Source organism: Pseudonocardia aurantiaca, from assembly GCF_039526725.1.
GTDB lineage: Bacteria > Actinomycetota > Actinomycetes > Mycobacteriales > Pseudonocardiaceae > Pseudonocardia > Pseudonocardia aurantiaca.
This window is the reverse complement of the sequence record NZ_BAAAJG010000010.1, coordinates 40,908-57,384: the sequence shown is the minus strand read 5'-3', so window position 1 is coordinate 57,384 and position 16,477 is coordinate 40,908. Positions and strand designations below refer to the sequence as shown.

At 68.8% G+C, this 16,477-nt stretch carries 14 protein-coding genes; 11 read left to right on the top strand and 3 right to left on the bottom strand.

Annotation, left to right across the window (positions count from 1 at the left end):
* Nucleotides 1-101 precede the first annotated feature (101 nt).
* Complete coding sequence (locus tag ABD143_RS15955) at nucleotides 102-1,028, top strand: alpha/beta hydrolase (protein ID WP_343978126.1); 927 nt, start codon at nucleotides 102-104, stop codon at nucleotides 1,026-1,028.
* A 184-nt stretch (nucleotides 1,029-1,212) separates the two neighbouring features.
* On the opposite strand, the gene ABD143_RS15950 is transcribed toward ABD143_RS15955, so the two are convergent.
* Both ABD143_RS15950 and ABD143_RS15945 read right to left on the bottom strand, forming a co-directional pair.
* The gene (locus tag ABD143_RS15950) at nucleotides 1,213-2,013 is read right to left on the bottom strand and encodes a GNAT family N-acetyltransferase (RefSeq protein WP_343978123.1); all 801 of its coding nucleotides are present in this window, start codon (nucleotides 2,011-2,013) and stop codon (nucleotides 1,213-1,215) included.
* A 662-nt stretch (nucleotides 2,014-2,675) separates the two neighbouring features.
* A complete protein-coding gene (locus ABD143_RS15945; RefSeq protein ID WP_343978120.1) occupies nucleotides 2,676-3,947 on the bottom strand; it encodes a beta-ketoacyl-[acyl-carrier-protein] synthase family protein in 1,272 nt (423 codons plus the stop codon).
* A gap of 608 nt (nucleotides 3,948-4,555) precedes the next feature.
* On the opposite strand from ABD143_RS15945, the gene ABD143_RS15940 reads away from it, so the two are divergent.
* The gene (locus tag ABD143_RS15940; RefSeq protein WP_343978117.1) at nucleotides 4,556-5,206 is read left to right on the top strand and encodes an RNA polymerase sigma factor; all 651 of its coding nucleotides are present in this window, start codon (nucleotides 4,556-4,558) and stop codon (nucleotides 5,204-5,206) included.
* Nucleotides 5,207-5,225: 19 nt separating this feature from the next.
* Here the strand turns inward: ABD143_RS15940 and ABD143_RS15935 are convergent, their stop codons facing one another.
* Nucleotides 5,226-5,408: a hypothetical protein gene (locus tag ABD143_RS15935; protein ID WP_343978114.1), complete on the bottom strand. Its 183-nt coding sequence runs from the start codon at nucleotides 5,406-5,408 to the stop codon at nucleotides 5,226-5,228.
* A 407-nt stretch (nucleotides 5,409-5,815) separates the two neighbouring features.
* Between ABD143_RS15935 and ABD143_RS15930 the strand changes: the two genes are divergently transcribed.
* The 9 genes from ABD143_RS15930 to ABD143_RS38475 all read left to right on the top strand — a co-directional run bounded on the left by ABD143_RS15930 (nucleotide 5,816) and on the right by ABD143_RS38475 (nucleotide 16,467).
* Nucleotides 5,816-7,315, top strand: a complete 1,500-nt coding sequence (locus tag ABD143_RS15930) for an acyl-CoA carboxylase subunit beta (RefSeq protein ID WP_343979095.1) — start codon at nucleotides 5,816-5,818, stop codon at nucleotides 7,313-7,315.
* 10 nt (nucleotides 7,316-7,325) lie between these two features.
* Complete coding sequence (locus tag ABD143_RS15925) at nucleotides 7,326-7,541, top strand: acyl-CoA carboxylase epsilon subunit (RefSeq protein ID WP_343978111.1); 216 nt, start codon at nucleotides 7,326-7,328, stop codon at nucleotides 7,539-7,541.
* Between the two features lie 100 nt (nucleotides 7,542-7,641).
* A complete protein-coding gene (locus ABD143_RS15920) occupies nucleotides 7,642-11,724 on the top strand; it encodes an amino acid adenylation domain-containing protein (RefSeq protein ID WP_343978108.1) in 4,083 nt (1,360 codons plus the stop codon).
* 247 nt (nucleotides 11,725-11,971) lie between these two features.
* Nucleotides 11,972-12,238, top strand: coding sequence for an acyl carrier protein (locus tag ABD143_RS15915; RefSeq protein ID WP_343978105.1), 267 nt, complete (start codon nucleotides 11,972-11,974; stop codon nucleotides 12,236-12,238).
* 206 nt (nucleotides 12,239-12,444) lie between these two features.
* Entirely contained in the window at nucleotides 12,445-13,509 is a 1,065-nt protein-coding gene (locus ABD143_RS15910; RefSeq protein WP_343978102.1) for an SDR family oxidoreductase, read from the top strand.
* On the top strand, nucleotides 13,506-14,780 hold the full coding sequence (locus tag ABD143_RS15905; protein ID WP_343978099.1) for an aspartate aminotransferase family protein: 1,275 nt from the start codon (nucleotides 13,506-13,508) through the stop codon (nucleotides 14,778-14,780). The genes ABD143_RS15910 and ABD143_RS15905 overlap by 4 nt, the downstream gene beginning before the upstream one ends.
* Nucleotide 14,781: 1 nt before the next feature.
* Entirely contained in the window at nucleotides 14,782-15,264 is a 483-nt protein-coding gene (locus ABD143_RS15900; RefSeq protein ID WP_343978096.1) for a type II toxin-antitoxin system RatA family toxin, read from the top strand.
* A gap of 97 nt (nucleotides 15,265-15,361) precedes the next feature.
* Nucleotides 15,362-16,360 carry a hypothetical protein gene (locus tag ABD143_RS15895; RefSeq protein WP_343978093.1) on the top strand — a complete coding sequence of 333 codons (999 nt, stop codon included), beginning with the start codon at nucleotides 15,362-15,364 and terminating at the stop codon, nucleotides 16,358-16,360.
* On the top strand, nucleotides 16,357-16,467 hold the full coding sequence (locus ABD143_RS38475; RefSeq protein WP_465269700.1) for an acyl carrier protein: 111 nt from the start codon (nucleotides 16,357-16,359) through the stop codon (nucleotides 16,465-16,467). The genes ABD143_RS15895 and ABD143_RS38475 overlap by 4 nt, the downstream gene beginning before the upstream one ends.
* Nucleotides 16,468-16,477: the final 10 nt, after the last annotated feature.

The window sequence follows — 16,477 nt, the reverse complement described above, 5'->3', positions numbered from 1 at the left end:
CTGTCGGCGACAGCGCTCTCCTTCGGGTGGTGCCGACTGCGGAGGGCACTAGGGTCGGCGTCGCGCTTTTTGACGACGAGGTCGAAGGGGAGGCCAGAACAATGGCTCGACGCGACATCGAGTTCAACGCCGAGGGCGTGACCCTGCGCGGTTGGTTCTACACCGGCGATGGGGCGCAGGGCGCCGCGCCCACCGTTGTGATGGCGCACGGCTTCTCGGCGGTCAAGGAGATGTACCTCGACGACTACGCGGAGGCCTTCGCAGCGGCCGGGCTGAACGCGCTGGTCTACGACAACCGCGGCTTCGGCACCAGCGACGGCGAACCGCGCCAGGAGATCGACCCCTGGGCGCAGGTACGCGACTACCGCCACGCGATCACGTACGCCACCACGCTGCCGGAGGTCGACGTGGACCGGATCGGCGTCTGGGGCACCAGCTACTCCGGCGGGCACGCGCTCGTCGTCGCGGCGATCGACCGCCGGGTCAGGGCGGTCGTGAGCCAGGTGCCGCTGGTCAGCGGGCACGACAACTTCCGGGCACTGGTCCGGGCCGACTTCATCGACGGTTTCCGCGCGCAGTTCGACGCCGACCGGCTGGCCCGGTTCCGGGGCGAGCCGCCGGCGATGGTGCCGGTGGTCGACAAGGACCCGCTCGCCCCGTCCGCCCTGCCCACGCCCGACTCGTACACCTGGTTCACCGAGACCCACGAGAAGCGCGCCCCGTCCTGGCGCAACGAGGTCACGCTGCGCAGTGTCGAGATGTTCACCGAGTACGAGCCGGTCGCCTACCTTCCCTACATCAGCCCCACCCCGCTGCTGCTGCTGCCGGCGCAGAACGACGTCCTGACCCCGACCGGCCTGGCCGTCGCTGCTTACGAGAAGGCGCGCGAGCCGAAGAAGCTGCAGATCCTGCCGGGCGGTCACTTCGATGCGTACGTCACCGGCTTCGAGTCCTCGAGCCTCCCGGCCCGCGACTGGTTCGTGGAGCACCTCGCCCGCTGGGAGGGTCCTGGACAACTCCGCCCGTAGCGCAGTAGGGCCGAGTTGTTCAGGGCGCTCCCAGGTCGACTCAAGGCGTCGATGTCGTGGCCACCGTCGCCGGTCGGGCCGCCGCCGGCCCGCCGGTCCGCGCACCAACCCCACGTCGCCGCGCACCGTCACGGTCCCGGGCGGTGAGCGGTGCATCCCGAGAGATCCGGAGGGCATGAGGCATTCAGTCGTCCGGCTCGTGGCCGGTGTTGTGCCGAAACTTCAGAACCTGCTGCCCGTCGAATGTGACGCTCCGTCCGGCTTCGGTCCAACCTGTGCGGGAGTAGAAGTCAGCTGCGGAGCGCGGGCCGGAGACGTTCGTCAACTCGGCGGTCGGTGTACCTACGGCTGCACACCGCCCGAGGAACTCCCCGATCAGCGCTTGGCCGGCCCCGCTACGACGCAAGGCGGGAGCGACCACGATCGCTGTCAGCTCAGCTGTTGTGAGTCTGTGTCGAGACTCGCCGAGGTGTGCGGTTCCGGGCCGGGGACCGGTTTCAGCGCGACGGAGCCGGTGCAGGTAGGGCCGCGTCCGGGTCCGCAGGAACCTGATCAGCACATGGGGGCGGAGAACGAGCGCGAGAACACCGCGGGTCATCAGCGCGTTTCTGTGCCGACCGACCAGTTCCTGCTTGAACGCCTCTCGATCCGTCGCGCCGATCAGGAACCCGACGAGGTACTCCTCGCCGCGAGGGTCTGTGCGCACGGCGGACAGCGCTACAGCATGCGAACTCTCCAGAAAGGCGCGGTGCCACCTCCGGACGAACTGCCGTCCCAGCCGTGGGAAGAGTCCCACGGGCAGTTCGTCGATATGTAACTGGGCAGTAGCCGGAAGGTCGGTGCCCAGTAGCTCGCGGATGGCGTAACCCGGTCGTGTTGGCAGCCGCTCCTTCTTGCGGGAACGCGTCGGGCCGGCGGCTGCTGGTCGGATGCCGTCGGACTGGTCGGCCGGGTTCGGGAGCGGCGCATGAGCGGGTGGGGACATCGAGGCCTCCGGAGACAGGCCCGGGCGAATTCAGGCCGGGGCGATCGACGAGATGGCATTCAGGCCATCCGTCCGCCTGTCACGAAGTGTGCGGCACCAGCACGACCAGGCCGAAGGTGGCGGTATGCAACGGTCGTCGCCATCGACGGCGTTGGCTGTCACGGCGACTGCGAACATGATGCATGCGCCGAATGCCGCCGGCAGCGGCGCGGGAGGACTACCCCGGGTGGCTGTCCGTTCGCTACCTCCCTCGCCACGCTGCGGTGCCCTCCGCTTGTGCGCCAGGTCCGCAGAGTTGGGTACGAGATCCGCTCCACTTTATCCTTTGTAGACTTTAGGCGGTTATCGCTACGGTTGTCACGATCGACGCACCAACGTGGCGGGTGCGGCGGTGACGACGCGGATGCGGGACTTCGCTGCCGAGCACCGTACCGACGAGCGGGATCGGGCACCGGCCGGGGAAGATGTCGGCGACGGCGGCGCGGCGGCTGATCTACTTGTTCAGCCGTTCCCGAGAACACGACGGCTGGCGACCGGGCGGCACGATCACCGGCGAAACGGCGTCGACGTGATCCTCACGAGGACGGCCAGGCTGTTGTCGACGGCGACGGGGCCGCTTTGGTCGAGCCGGCAACCGGGTGTCGTCGCCCTCGTCAAGGGCCTCACGGGAGTCGGGTGAAGACCACAGAAGCGTTGTGCCCGCCGAAGCCGAACGAGTTGCAGATCGCGGCGTCGACCGACATCTCCCGCGCCTCGCGAGGGACGTCGACCCGGAGGCCGCCTTCGGGGTCCTCGAGGTTGATCGTGGGCGGCACTACGCCGTGATGAACGGAGAGCACGGTGGCGATCGACTCGATCGCCCCGGCGGCGGCCAGCGGGTGGCCGGTCATCGACTTGGTGCTCGTGACGACGGTGCCCTCGCCGAACAACTCGGCAATCACCTCGGCCTCACCCATGTCGCCCACCGGCGTCGAGGTGGCGTGTGCGTTGACGTGGACGATGTCATCGAAGGAGAGGCCGGCCCGCTGGACCGCGTGCTCCAGCACGCGCTCCCTGCCGTCCCCGCCCGGCTGGACGATGTCGGAGGCGTCGGAGGTGACCCCGGCGCCGGCGAGCACCGCGTAGGGGGTTCGGCCGCGGGCGGCCGCGTCGATGGCCCGCTCCAGGACGAGAACTCCCGCGCCCTCGCCCATGACGAACCCGTCGCGGCCCTTGTCCCACGGGCGCGAGGCCCGCTGGGGCTCGTGGTTCCGCGTGGACAACGCCCGCATCTGCGCGAAGCCGGCCATGGTCAGTGGGTGGATGCACGCCTCGGTACCGCCTACCACGACGACGTCGGCCCGATCGAGGTGCAGCAGGTCCAGCCCATAGGCCACCGCCTCCGACCCAGAGGCGCATGCGCTCACCGGCGTGTGCGCGCCCGCCTGCGCGCCCAGTTCCAGACCGACGTTCACCGCGGAGCCGTTGGCCATGGTCATCGGGACGAGCAGCGGGGACACCCGTCCTGGCCCCTTCGCACGCAGGACGTCGTACTGCGTGATCATGGAGCGCGCACCGCCGATCCCGGTACCGATGACCACCGCCACCCGGGTCGGGTCGAGGCCCGTTTCGCCGGCCGTCCCGACGAAGCCCGCGTCGGCCCACGCCTCACGGGCCGCGGCCAGCGCCGCCTGCGACGCCCGGTCCAGCCGGCGTGCTTGTACCCGGGAGAGGGTCTCGGCCGGGTCGATCGCCATCGGCGCCGCTATCCGGACCGGCAAGTCGGCCGCCCATTCATGGTCCAGCGCCACCACCCCGGAGCGCCCCTCGAGCAGACCGTCCCAGAACGACTTCACATCTCCACCGAGTGGAGTGATGGCACCCAGACCGGTGACGACGATCTCGTCCGCCGCCGCACGCGGGCCTCTCCGGGAACCGCGGGTTGCCGAAGCCATTCGTGTATCCGACATGGACCCTCCCAGGCCTGATTCGTTCGTTGCGACGCCGAGGTCGCCTTCGTTTGCCGCTGTCTGCGCCAACAGACGGGAGGGCATGTCTCCTGATACGAGTGCGGACGAAAGGCCGACCGGTCCTACCCGCGGGCCGCGTACGGCCGGTGGCTGCGTCGGCTGCGGTTGCCGCAGCTCAGCGTCGTCTGCAAACCCGCGGGTGGTCGAGGACGTTCCCGGGTCCGCGCCGAGGCCCTGGGGCCCTCCCTACCTCAGATGTAGGGCAGGGACAGCCGCTCCTAGGGACAGCTCGGTCGTCCCCGGCGGCGATGCGCAGCAGGCTGATGTCCACGAAATCGGCATCGCGCTGCACCAGCAGCCCAGACGAGACGAGAGTCGACATGGCCATGTGCCTGGTAGAGCGCACCCGGTACCGGGTACACCCGACGGCTGCGTCGGGAACCCCGCAGGGTTCCCGCCGCACCACCGACCTGATGCGGCACCCACGGCAGGCGAGGCCCGCCCCCGGGCCGGGGAACGTGGCTGGACACCGGACGATCCGGCTGTCCAACGCGCACCATCCGGGCCGGCGGTCCGCAGGCGCCGAAGGCCGGATGACGGCCGCTGCCACCGCCCCGTCTCTCGAGGCCGGTGCGGGGACGGTCGGCCCCGATCCTCTCGCGGAGAAGGACACGGCGCACCTGCTCCGCCTTGCCGGACACGGGGACGAGGCGGCCCTGAGGGCCATCGTCGACCGGTTCGACGGGCTGGTGTGGTCGGTCGTCCGCGGTTTCCGGCTCGGGGACGCGCAGGCAGCCGATGCGGTGCAGACGACCTGGCTGCGGCTGGTCGAGAACCTCGGCACGATCCGCACCCCCGAGCGGTTGCCCGGTTGGTTGCGGACGACGGCGCAGCGGGCCTCCATCGATGCCATCCGCACTACCCGCCGGGAGACGCAGCTGGACCCGGACGGGACGGACCTCGGCGCGCCCGAGAACCGGGCCGCGAACCGGCACGACAACGAGCCGGAGGCTTCCGCCGTGCGGAAGGAGCGGGTGGCGATGGTCCGCCGCGCCGTCCAGGAGCTTTCGGAGCGGCACCAGGAGCTGCTCGGCCTGCTCGTCGCCTCTCCGCCGATGAGCTATGAGGAGATCGGCGCGCGACTGAGCATGCCGGTCGGGAGCATCGGGCCAACCCGAGCTCGCCTGCTGGCGCGGCTGCGCACCGCTCTCGAGGCAGCCGACATCCATGGCCTCTCCGCCTGACCGCGCCCGCGCACCTTCATCAGTGCGTCTGCGATGTCGGCCCGTGGTCCTCGGAGTCGGCCGCGGTGTCCGTGTCGCGGCAGGCTCCTCGGTTGGAGACCTGAACGTGCTCCTCGCAGGGCCCGAGCGGCTGCAGGGCTTCGGCGAGGAGGTCCCTCAGATAGTCCTCGTCGTCGTACCAGCGGCTGTCTGGATCCCTCAACCGGCGCCCCCGCCATAGACCAGAACCCTCCTCGACGTTAGCACCGACTGCGGTCCCGGGCGGCCTGTGGTGACGACCGATGAAAGGCCCTGGCCTTCTTTGACCAAGAGAAAGAGAAGTGGTGGCCCGTGACGTCCGAGGTGAGAACGACTGCGGAGCGACGACGGTCGGCAGGAGACGGAGAAACGGTGAGAACTGAAATGTGGGGCGTCGCGGAGCGCGAGGGTGCGGACCGCGAACCTCCGTGCCGGCACTGCGGGGACCGAGCCGGCCGGGTAGGCCGAGGTTCCGTCACCCCGCTGTCCTCCCGTCGACCGGGCCCGAGTCCGGTGAGCGCCCCGGCCCGACCCGCACCCGGATCCCTGCGGGAAGCGGCCGCCGAGGTGGCCGAACGCCGGCACCGGGCGATGAACGGGAGCGACCCCGAGGCCACGGCCCGGCTGCGGGCACAGGGCAAGCTGACGGCCAGGGAACGGATTGCCCTGCTGCTCGACGAGGGGTCCTTCGTCGAGCTCGACCCGTTCGCCCTGCACCGGGCGACCGGCTTCGGGATGGAGCACCGACGGCCGGACACCGACGGCGTCGTGACCGGATGGGGAACGGTCGAGGGCCGGCAGGTGTGCGTCTTCGCACACGATCCCCGGATCTTCGGTGGAGCACTGGGAGAGGTCTTCGCGGCCAAGGTGCACAAGCTCATGGACCTGGCCGAGTCGACGGGCGTGCCGATCATCGGACTCAACGACGGCGGCGGTGCGCGCATCCAGGAAGGCATCAACGCGCTCGCGGGCTTCGGCGGGATCTTCAGGCGCAACGTGCGCGCCTCCGGTGTCGTGCCACAGCTCTCGGTCGTCTTCGGCGCGTGCGCCGGCGGCGCCGTGTACTCGCCGGCCCTGACCGACTTCGTCTTCGCCGTGCAGGACAACGCAAAGCTGTTCATCACCGGTCCGGATGTGATCGCAGCGGTGACCGGTGAGCGGGTCAGCCCCGAGGACCTCGGCGGAGCGGCGATCCACGCAACCCGTACCGGCGCGGTGGCCTTCGTGGCCGAGGACGAGGCCGGCTGCCTTGAGGACGTGCGGTACCTGCTGTCCTTCCTGCCCTCGAACAACCAGGAGGAGCCGCCGGCAGTCGTCTCGTCGGATCCTTCCGATCGGGGCTGCGAGGCACTGCTCGATCTCGTCCCGGTCGAACCGAACCGCTCCTACGACGTCCGTGACGTGATCACCGAGATCGCTGACGACGGGGAGTACCTCGAGGTCCATGCGCGATGGGCCGGGAACATCGTCTGCGCCCTGTCCCGGCTCGGGGGGCAGGTGGTGGGGATCGTCGCCAACCAGCCCTCGGTGCTCGCGGGCGTCCTCGACATCGACGCCGCTGAGAAAGCTGCCCGGTTTGTCCGGACCTGCGACGCCTTCAACATCCCGCTCGTGACTCTGGTCGACGTCCCCGGCTTCCTGCCCGGTTCCGGCCAGGAGCACGCGGGCATCATCCGGCGCGGCGCCAAGCTGCTCTACGCCTACTGCGACGCGACCGTGCCCCGAATCCAGGTCATCCTGCGGAAGGCGTACGGCGGGGCATACATCGTCATGGACTCCAAGTCCATCGGCGCCGATCTTTCCTTCGCCTGGCCCTCGAACGAGGTCGCGGTCATGGGGGCGGACGCCGCAGCCAACATCATCTTCCGGAAGGAACTCGCCGCCGCCCCCGATCCGAGCGCGCGGCGAGCGGAGTTGGTGGCGGAGTACACCGAGCGGCTCATGACGCCGTACGTCGCGGCCGAGCGAGGACTCATCGACGATGTCATCGACCCGCGCGCGACCCGGTCGGTTCTGATCCGGTCCCTTGCGCTCCTCCGCGCGAAGCGGCCGGCGTTGCCCCATCGCAAGCACGGCAACGTGCCCCTGTGAGGAGGAACCCGTGGTGGACCCGGTCGTGATCTCCGTCCTCAAGGGCGAACCGACCCCGGACGAGTTGGCCGCGCTCGTCATCGCGCTGTTGGCCGGGGCGCCTGAGCAGCGGCCCGCATGCGTTGCCCGCTCCCGTTGGCGTGCGTCGGGGCTTCGCGGCCGGTCCTGGCAAGCGCCGGCGACCTGGTCGGCCGGCATGCGTCAGTGGACCTGTCGCCGGCCGTGAACCTGCACGAGGGCGGTATCGGCACGAGCGCCCCCGCACGTATCTCGGCCGCATCCCGTCCGTCGCACAGCAACGACTCGACGTCCGCCCAGGAGGCACCATGTTCGAACGGCTCGGCGCGCTGGCGGTACGCCGAAGACTGTGGATACTCGCGGTCACCGTTCTCGGGGTGATCGTCGCGGGGATGATCGGCAGCGGGGTTGCGGATCAGCTCTCGACCGGTGGATACACCGACCCGGACTCGGAGTCCGCACGCGCGGAGAAAATGCTGGATCAACGGTTCGGCCAGGGGCAACCGACCTTCGTCCTCGTCGCCACCGTGCCCGAGGGGCAGACGGTCGCGGATCCCGCGGCCGCGGAGGCCGGGATGGAGCTCGACCGCCGGCTGAGTGCCGAACCGGGGGTGCTCGGGGTCCAGTCGTTCTGGAGCATGGACCAGTCGGCCAGCTTGCGCAGCAAGGACGGGCGCTCGGCAATCGTCATGGCTCGGCTCGCCGGTGACGACGACGCCCGGAAACGCACCGTTCGGGGCTTCATCGACCGTTACCGGCAGCAGGGCGTGCTGACGCTGCGTGCGGGCGGCTCGGACGAGGTCTCCCGCGAGATAACCGACGTCCTCGAGGCCGACCTCCTCCGGGCCGAGAAGTACGCCGTACCGATCACGCTGGTGCTCCTGGTCCTGGTCTTCGCCAGCGTGGTGGCCGCCAGTCTGCCGCTCGTGATCGGCCTGGTCGCGATCGCCGGCACGCTGGCGGAACTGTGGATCCTGTCCAATCTGACCGACGTCTCGGTCTTCGCGTTGAACGTGACGACCGCGCTGGGCCTCGGTCTGGGCGTCGACTACAGCTTGTTCGTGGTGACCCGCTTCCGTGAGGAACTGGCACGGGGGCGGGCCCCGAACTGTGCGGTGATCGAGACGGTGCGAACCGCCGGGCGGACCGTCGTCTACTCGGCGACCACCGTCATGATCTCGCTGGCCGCACTGCTGATCTTCCCGCTGTACTACCTGCGCTCGATCGCCTATGCCGGCATAGCCGTCGTCGTCCTCGCCGCCATCAGCGCGGTGGTCGTGCTGCCGGCCGTCCTCGCCCTGCTGGGGGAGCGGGTGAACAAGCTGGCGATCTTCCGTCGCATTCCGACGCGGCGCGCCCGGGTACTCCCGACCTTCTGGGAGCGACTGGCCGGTGCGGTCATGCGCCGCCCCGGACTGGTCGCTGTCGGCGTCGTCGCGATCCTGGTCGCGCTCGGCACTCCGTTCCTGCACGCCCAGTTCGCTCTGCCCGACGATCGCGCGCTGCCGCAGAGCGCGTCGAGCCGACAGGCCGGCGACATGCTGCGCGAGGACTTTGCGACACAGGAATCGGCACAGCTGTTCGTGGTCTCGGACCAGAGGACTGAGGCTGGCGCGCTGACCGATTACGCCATGGAGCTGTCCCGGCTCCCGGGCGCCGCCCGCGTCGACGCGCTCACCGGCTCCTTCGCCGACGGTGTGCAGGTCGCCGCGCCGGACCGGACCTCTGCCAGATTCGAGCGCGGCTCCGGCACCTGGATGGCAATCGTCCCTGCCGCCAACTCGTCCACGACCACGGGGAAGGAGCTGGTGGACCGGCTCCGGTCGACCCCGGCGCCGGTCCCGATGCTCGTGGGCGGGGCGTCGGCGCAACTCGTCGACACCTCCGACGCCATCGCCGACAAGGTGCCGTGGGCTCTCGCGATCATCGCCTTTGCCGTAGGCGTCCTGCTCTTCCTGTTCACCGGCAGCGTCATCGTGCCGTTGAAGGCACTGGTGCTCAACCTGCTCAGCCTCAGCGCCACGTTCGGCGCGATGGTGTGGATCTTCCAGGAGGGGCACCTCCGCTGGCTCCTCGGGAACTTCACGGTCACCGGCCAGCTGGACGTCACCATCCCGATCCTCATGTTCTGCTTGGCATTCGGCCTGTCGATGGACTACGAGGTCTTCCTCCTGTCGCGTATCCGCGAGGAGTGGGAGCAAACGGGGGACAACACCGTCGCCGTCGCACGGGGGCTGGGCCATACCGGACGACTGATCACCGCGACCGCCGCGATCATCGCGGTGGTGTTCCTGTCCTTCGCGACGTCCAGCGTGACCTCGCTAAAGCTGCTCGGCGTCGGCATGACGCTCGCGGTGCTGATGGACGCAACGCTCGTCCGTGGACTCCTGGTCCCGGCGTTGATGAAGCTGACGGGGCGGATCAACTGGTGGGCGCCCCCATGGTTGCGGCGGATGCACACCCGCTTCGGCCTCCGGGAGGCCCCGGCGCTGTTGCCGGCTCACGCACAGCGACCGTCCGCGGGCCCCGTTTCCGAGCTGATCTTGGTCGACCGGCATGCGCCACAGGGCTGGCGAGTGCGCCAGGACGAGCGTCTGGACCGCCTGTTCGAGGAGTGCTGTGAGTGGGTGCGCCTGTACGGCCGGCCCGGCCAGCTCGCGGTGGACTCCGACGAGCTGTCGCTGACCTACGACGAGCTGGACGCCCGGGCCAACCAGCTGGCCCGCTATCTGCGGATGCGCGGGATCAACCCAGGTGACCGGATCGGACTACTGTTCGACGAGCCGGCCCACGCCTACATCCCGATGCTCGCCGTGTTCAAGATCGGCGCCGCATACGTGCCGCTCGACGCCGACTTCCCGACGGATCGGATGGCTTACATCGTCGAAGACGCCCGGGTGCGCACGGTGCTGTCGATGTCGTCGGTAGCCGAGCGGGCGGAGTGGATCGACCAGTTGAGCACCAGCGGCGCCCAACTGGTCCACCTCGACTCGGCCGCGCCGCTGATCGACGAGCTGAGCTCCCACCGGCTCGCCCAGATCGAGCGCGGCGCACACGCCGGCCAGCTCGCCTACATCAGCTACACCACCGACCCCACCGGCCGCCCCGCCAGCGTGGCGATCGACCACCGCAGCATCTGCAACTTCATCAAGGTCGCCGCCGAGGTGTACGGCATCCGCCCCCGCGATCGTGTGTATCAGGGGCTGTCGCTCGCCTTCGACTTCGCGATCGAAGAGATCTTGGTGTCGTGGCTGTGCGGAGCCACCTTGGTGCCCAAACCGCCCGACGTGCTCCCGTTGGGGGCTGACCTACACCAGTTCTTGGTCAGCCAGCAGGTCACCGCGATGTGCTGCGTGCCGGTTCAACTCGCCACGCTCCCGCACGAGCTGCCCAACCTGCGGTTCTTGCTGGTCTTCGGGCAAGCATGCCCGCGGGATCTGATCACGCGCTGGCACCGCCCCGGCCGGCGGATGCTCAACGTCTATGGCCCGGCCGAGGCTCCGGTCACGGCCACCTGGACTGAGCTGCACCCGGACAAACAGGTCACCATCGGGATCCCGCTGCCCACCTACAGCACCGTCATCCTGGACGCCGAGGACCCTCACCGGGCGCTGCCGCACGGGGAAACCGGGGAGATCGGCATCGCCGGCCTCGGGTTGGCCTGCGGTTATCTCAACCGCGACGACGTGACCAACAAAGCGTTCATCCCGGACTTCCTCGGCATCCCGGCCAACCGTTCCGGTCGGATCTACCGCACGGGCGACCTGGGCCGGGTCAACGCGGACGGCGAGATCGAATACCTGGGCGGCATCGGCCCGCGGGCCAACTTTTCCGGCTACCGCGTCGAGCTCGCCGCAATCGAATCAGCGCTGCTGCGGCCCCCACGAGTACCCAGGCCGGGGTTGGCACCCCCGACCAGGCGAAACCGTCCACCTGTACGGCGGGCGCTCGGGCAACGACCCCACTCCGCCGGGCAGGATCGCGCGAACGGCGCCCCCCGAGCCGTCGACCTGATGAACCACCACACGGACTCGTCGCACACCAACGGGCGCAACGTGGACTACCGGACGATGCCGGCAGGTCCGGGTCGGGCGGGCGCGGCTCCACCCGACACGCCGGTCGGCGTTCGGCGGAACTGGGATCGCACCGCCCGTCCCGGGCGTGGCGACTCCCGGCTGCTGCCCGGACGGGGCGGGGGAGCCCCGCGGCCGAGCCGGCGCGACGCCGTAGCGGGCTCGGCGGGGCAGGGTCCGTGGGGCTCGTGGCCCAGCCCGGCCGGGGAACCGTCCGGCCCGCCGGGCGGTAGCCAGGACCAGGAGCACCGCTGGCCAGGGGACCCGGTCGACGACACCCACGCGTTCATCGACGACCGCTGGTTCACCCCGCGGTGATCGGGGTCCACGACCCGCTGCCGCCCCGCTCCCGATAGTGGGGAACCCGCGGTGGAGCGCGGACGAAACACCATTTCGAACACCGACAAACCGGAAGCAGCGGGCAGCCGTTCCATGCCTCCGAGGATTCGCGGGGCCGGCCGCTACGCGGTCGGCCCCGCTGCTTCAGGAATGACACGCACCTTCGATGTATTTCCGACGGGCCCGGTCCGTCAGGAGACTGCACACCAAAGAGAAAGGGAACCACGTGAGCAACGAAGAGATCCTCCCCGTCCTCGCCGAGATCATCGAAGAGGTCGTCGGGATCGATGCCGCCGACGTGAAACCGGAGAAGTCATTCGTCGCCGACCTCGACATCGATTCGCTGTCCATGGTCGAGATCGCGGTGCAGGCCGAGGACAAGTTCGGCATGAAGATCACCGACGAGCAGCTGACCGAGCTGAAGACCGTTGGTGACGTGGTGGCCTACATCGGGACAGCGAGGCAAGAACAACCTGGCAGGGGTCCACGTTGACGCCGGGATCGTCCCTCCGTACGGATGTATCTCCGCGCTCGCGCGACCGTCTGTTCATTGTCCGACGGCCCGCCGAGTCGCCCGCCGAGGCACTGACGCTCGCCGGCCGCCCGCTGTCAATTGCCTAAGCCCTGACCCCCATCTCGCACCGGTCGCGCCCACCACGCAAGGGTGCGCCGCGACCTGCACTGAGGAGGAACACCGCCATGTTCAGATCCACGCGGGCGAAGACCATTCTGCTAACCGGGGCTTCGGGAGTCGTCGGTACCGCCCTCATCCCCGAGTTGGCACACCACCGGGTGATCGCGTTGACCCATCGAAGAACACCATCCGCTGAGATCTGGAAGGTGCGGGGCGACCTGACTCAGTTCGGTTTGGGCATGGACCTGGATGTCTACGACAACCTTGTTGAGCATGTCGACATCGTGATCCACGCGGCCGCGATCACTGACTTCACCGCAGGCCCCAATGCGACCGCGGGATTGAATGTTGCCGGAACCGAGAACATCCTGCGTTTCTGCAAGGATGCCGGCGCGTCCCTGCACTATATCAGCACTGCGTTCGTCGACCGCGCTGATGTGACCAGTGGCAGTCTTGGGGAGGCCGCCGCGAACCCGGCCGACTATCTGAACTCCAAGCGCGCGGCCGAGCAGCTGGTGCTCGACAGCGGAGTTCCGGCAACGATCGTACGGCCCTCCGTGGTCATCGGGGACTCCGCCACCGGCGAGATCGTTCGGTTCCAGGGCCTGCACATGCTCGGCTTGGCGGTACTGAAGAACACCTTGCCGATGCTTCCGCTCGATCCAACCGATCGCATCGACTTCATCCCCCAGGACATTGTCGCCCGGGCCATCGCCGGCCTGGTCGACGGCGAGATCACCAGCGGCGAGTACTGGATTACAGCTGGTGAGGCGGCACTCACCACCCGGCAAGTGTTCGATGTCGTCGTCGCCACCGGGCGGGAGTTGGGCATCGACATCGTGACCCCCCGGTTCGTGACACCAGAAATGATCGACCGTCTGATCCGGCCTGTGTTCATCGAGCCACTGCCGAAGATGGCCCGTCGCCAGTTCGACGACCTGCTCGCGATGGCGGCCCTGTTCGCTGCTACGAAAACCTTCCCGTCCACCGTGGAGCGCATTCCTGGCATGCCGGCGATCACCACGGAAGCGCTGGCTCAGGCCCAGGCGGCCACAACGGTCTACATGGCTCGGACTCGCGGGTCGGTGCGCTCGAACAGGTCGGTGCGCTCGAAGCAGGCTGCGGCATGAGCACAGCAACAAGCGCTGAGATCATCAGCCTCTACAAACGGCATCTCAGTCGTGGACGGGCGCGGCTGGCCGAAATGGCCGGCGGCGCAATGGAAGTCTCCTCGCAGGGCACCCGGATATACACCGCCGACGGCATCGAGTACCTCAACTGCGGTGGCTACGGGGTTTTCCTTCTGGGACACCGGCACCCGAGGGTCACCGAGGCGGTCATCGAGCAAATCCGGCGTCATCCGCTGTCAACCCGGATCTTGCTCGAACCCACCGCCGCAGAGGCCGCCCGCGAGCTCGCCTCGGTGACACCAGCCAATCTCGACCGCGTGCACTTCGTCAACTCCGGCGCCGAGGCCACCGAAGCCGCGATCAAGCTGGCCCGAGCCCTCGGCAAGCCAAACCTGGTATCCACCACCGGCGGCTACCACGGAAAGACCATGGGAGCCCTCACCCTGACCGCGAAACCCCTCTACCAACAGCCATTCCAGCCGCTACTGCCCGGCGTCCAGCACGTGCCTTACGGCGACCCCGACGCCCTGGCCGCCGTGCTGCGAAAGGGCGAAAACCATTGCGTGGTGGTGGAGCCAGTCCAGGGCGAGGGCGGTGTTGTCATCCCGCCGCCTGGCTACCTGCGCGAGGTAGCGCGGCTGTGCCGTGAAAACGGCGCACTCTTCGTTCTCGACGAAATCCAAACTGGACTCGGCCGGCTCGGAGCGTGGTGGGGAGCAGATCGCGAGGAAGTCCAACCGGACATCCTGCTCGCCGGCAAGAACCTCTCCGGCGGTGTCGTCCCGGTGGCCGCAATGATCGCCACGACGGATGCCTACGTCCCGTTCAACCGCGACCCGTTCCTGCACACCTCGACGTTCGCCGCATCACCCGTAGCCATGGCAGCCGCGACTGCCACCGTCCAGGCGATCCGCGAAGAAGGTTTGGTCGAGCGCGCAAAGACACTTGGCGATTCGATCCTGCCTGCCATCCGCACCGTCCTGACCGAGCTCTGTCCCCACCTGGTGACCGACGTCCGCGGCATCGGCCTGCTCATGGGCATCGAACTGCGCGACGAGGAGATCGCCGCCGAACTAACCCTGGAACTGCTCGAACGACACGTGCTTGTGAATCACTCACTCAACGCCCACCGCGTCATTCGCCTCACCCCGCCAGCCATCCTGTCCGATGCGGATACCACCTGGCTGCTCGACGCCGTCGCCGAAGCCGCCACCGCCCTGGCGGCCCGCCACACCACTCACCGCACCACTTCTCTGGAAAGGACCGCATGACATGCCACAGGTGAAAGTCCGAGCCCTCGTCCCGAACACCGACGCAGACGCCGTCTTCGCCCGCATCAGCGACTTCGAACGCTACAGCCAGTACACCGACGCTGTCCGTGAGATCGCCTTGCGTCGGCTGGGAAACGGGGTTGTGGAGTCGGAATGGTCGGTCAATTTCCGCAATGGAATCCTGTGCTGGTCGGAGCGAGATCACGTTGACCCTGCAGGGCGCGTGATCAGGTTCGAACAGCTCGATGGAGACTTCGAGGAACTTTCAGGAGAGTGGACGGTGACGCCCGCCGGCCAGGATGCTCGCGTCGTCTTCACCGCCGAGTTCGACCTGGGTATGCCCAGCATCGCCGACCTGATCAACCCGATCGCCGAGCGCGCCTTGCGGGAAAACCTCGAAGCCATCCTGCGGGGACTGCTCGGTGACAACAAGGTCCTGTTCACCGCCGAGGGAGCACCGTCGGCCTCGCTGGGGAGCGCCTGACATGGCGACTTCTGCTTTGGCGCGACGCCGCGACCCGCTCCGGCGCGGTGACCCGCCACCACCGCCCGGCGCAACAGGACCAGGAGGAGTAGAGCTCATGCGCCGTTTCGTCGCCGGCCTGCTGGTCGCCGTCAGCGCCCTGTGCCTGGTGCTTTCCAGCACGTCGCTGTGGGCACGCAGCTACGTCGTGGACACCGAGGTCTTCGTCTCCGGGGCGCGGGCGGTGCTCGCCGAGCCGGCGGTGCAGGATTGGGTCGGCTCCCGGGTGGCCGACACGGTCGTCCAGCCCGCGCTCGACGAGACGGCGGCGCTGCTGCCGCCCACGTTGGGAGGCTTCCGGCCCGCGGTCGAGCGCGGAGCCCGGTCGATGGTGGGCGCGGGTGTGCACGCGCTGCTGACCTCCGATCTATTCAGCACTACGGCCCTCGCCTCGGCGCACGCGCAGTTGGTGGAGGGCCGTCCGGTGCGGCTCACCGTCGGCCAGGCCGCGTTGGCCGTCTCGACGCAGGACCCGGTCGGACTCGCGGCCCGGCTGCTCGATCTGGTGCCGGACGACATCGGCGTGACCGTGCTGACCCCGCACGACGCGCCGCTGGTCTACACGGCGGTCGGACTGCTGAAGCTGCTGTGGTTGTGGACCGCTCTGATCGCGATCGCGGCCTTCGCGGGCGCCCTCGTGGTTTCCCGCCGCCCGCTGGCCACGGTCCGTGCCTGGGCGGTGACGGCCTCAGGGCTGGGGCTGCTGCTGATCGCCCTGCCGTGGGCCCGCGCGTCGGTGCTCGCCCACGTCGAGCCGGGCGGCCGGGACGCCGCCGGCGCCGTCTACGCGGTGCTGACCGACGGCCTGCGCAGCTGGACGCTGTGGTTGCTGGCGGGCACGGTGGTGGTCGCGGTGGTGGCGTCGGTCAGTGCCAGTTCTCGACATAGCGCAGATCGAGCCGGACGGACTCCTCCGGGTACGGCGTTGGACCGAGCTACTCCGGTCAGGTGGTCGGCACCCGTGACACGCACCTTCGATGTATTTCCGGCGGATCCGGTCCGTCACGGATTGCACACCGAAAAGGTGGCGTTCGAGGAGGGAAAGGGAACCACGTGAGCAACAAAGAGATCCTCCCCGCCCTTGCCGGGATCATCGAGGAGATCGCCGGGGTAGACGCCGCCGAGGTGACGCCGGAGAAGTCGTTTGTGCGTCATAGCTGTTGATCAAAATTCG

What these genes read in the sequence shown, in the direction of transcription:
- ABD143_RS15955 (WP_343978126.1), top strand. Translation starts at nt 102, where the DNA reads ATGGCTCGACGCGACATCGAGTTCAACGCCGAGGGCGTGACCCTGCGC.
- ABD143_RS15950 (WP_343978123.1), bottom strand. Translation starts at nt 2,013, where the DNA reads ATGTCCCCACCCGCTCATGCGCCGCTCCCGAACCCGGCCGACCAGTCC.
- ABD143_RS15945 (WP_343978120.1), bottom strand. Translation starts at nt 3,947, where the DNA reads ATGGCTTCGGCAACCCGCGGTTCCCGGAGAGGCCCGCGTGCGGCGGCG.
- ABD143_RS15940 (WP_343978117.1), top strand. Translation starts at nt 4,556, where the DNA reads ATGACGGCCGCTGCCACCGCCCCGTCTCTCGAGGCCGGTGCGGGGACG.
- ABD143_RS15930 (WP_343979095.1), top strand. Translation starts at nt 5,816, where the DNA reads ATGAACGGGAGCGACCCCGAGGCCACGGCCCGGCTGCGGGCACAGGGC.
- ABD143_RS15920 (WP_343978108.1), top strand. Translation starts at nt 7,642, where the DNA reads ATGTTCGAACGGCTCGGCGCGCTGGCGGTACGCCGAAGACTGTGGATA.
- ABD143_RS15910 (WP_343978102.1), top strand. Translation starts at nt 12,445, where the DNA reads ATGTTCAGATCCACGCGGGCGAAGACCATTCTGCTAACCGGGGCTTCG.
- ABD143_RS15905 (WP_343978099.1), top strand. Translation starts at nt 13,506, where the DNA reads ATGAGCACAGCAACAAGCGCTGAGATCATCAGCCTCTACAAACGGCAT.
- ABD143_RS15900 (WP_343978096.1), top strand. Translation starts at nt 14,782, where the DNA reads ATGCCACAGGTGAAAGTCCGAGCCCTCGTCCCGAACACCGACGCAGAC.
- ABD143_RS15895 (WP_343978093.1), top strand. Translation starts at nt 15,362, where the DNA reads ATGCGCCGTTTCGTCGCCGGCCTGCTGGTCGCCGTCAGCGCCCTGTGC.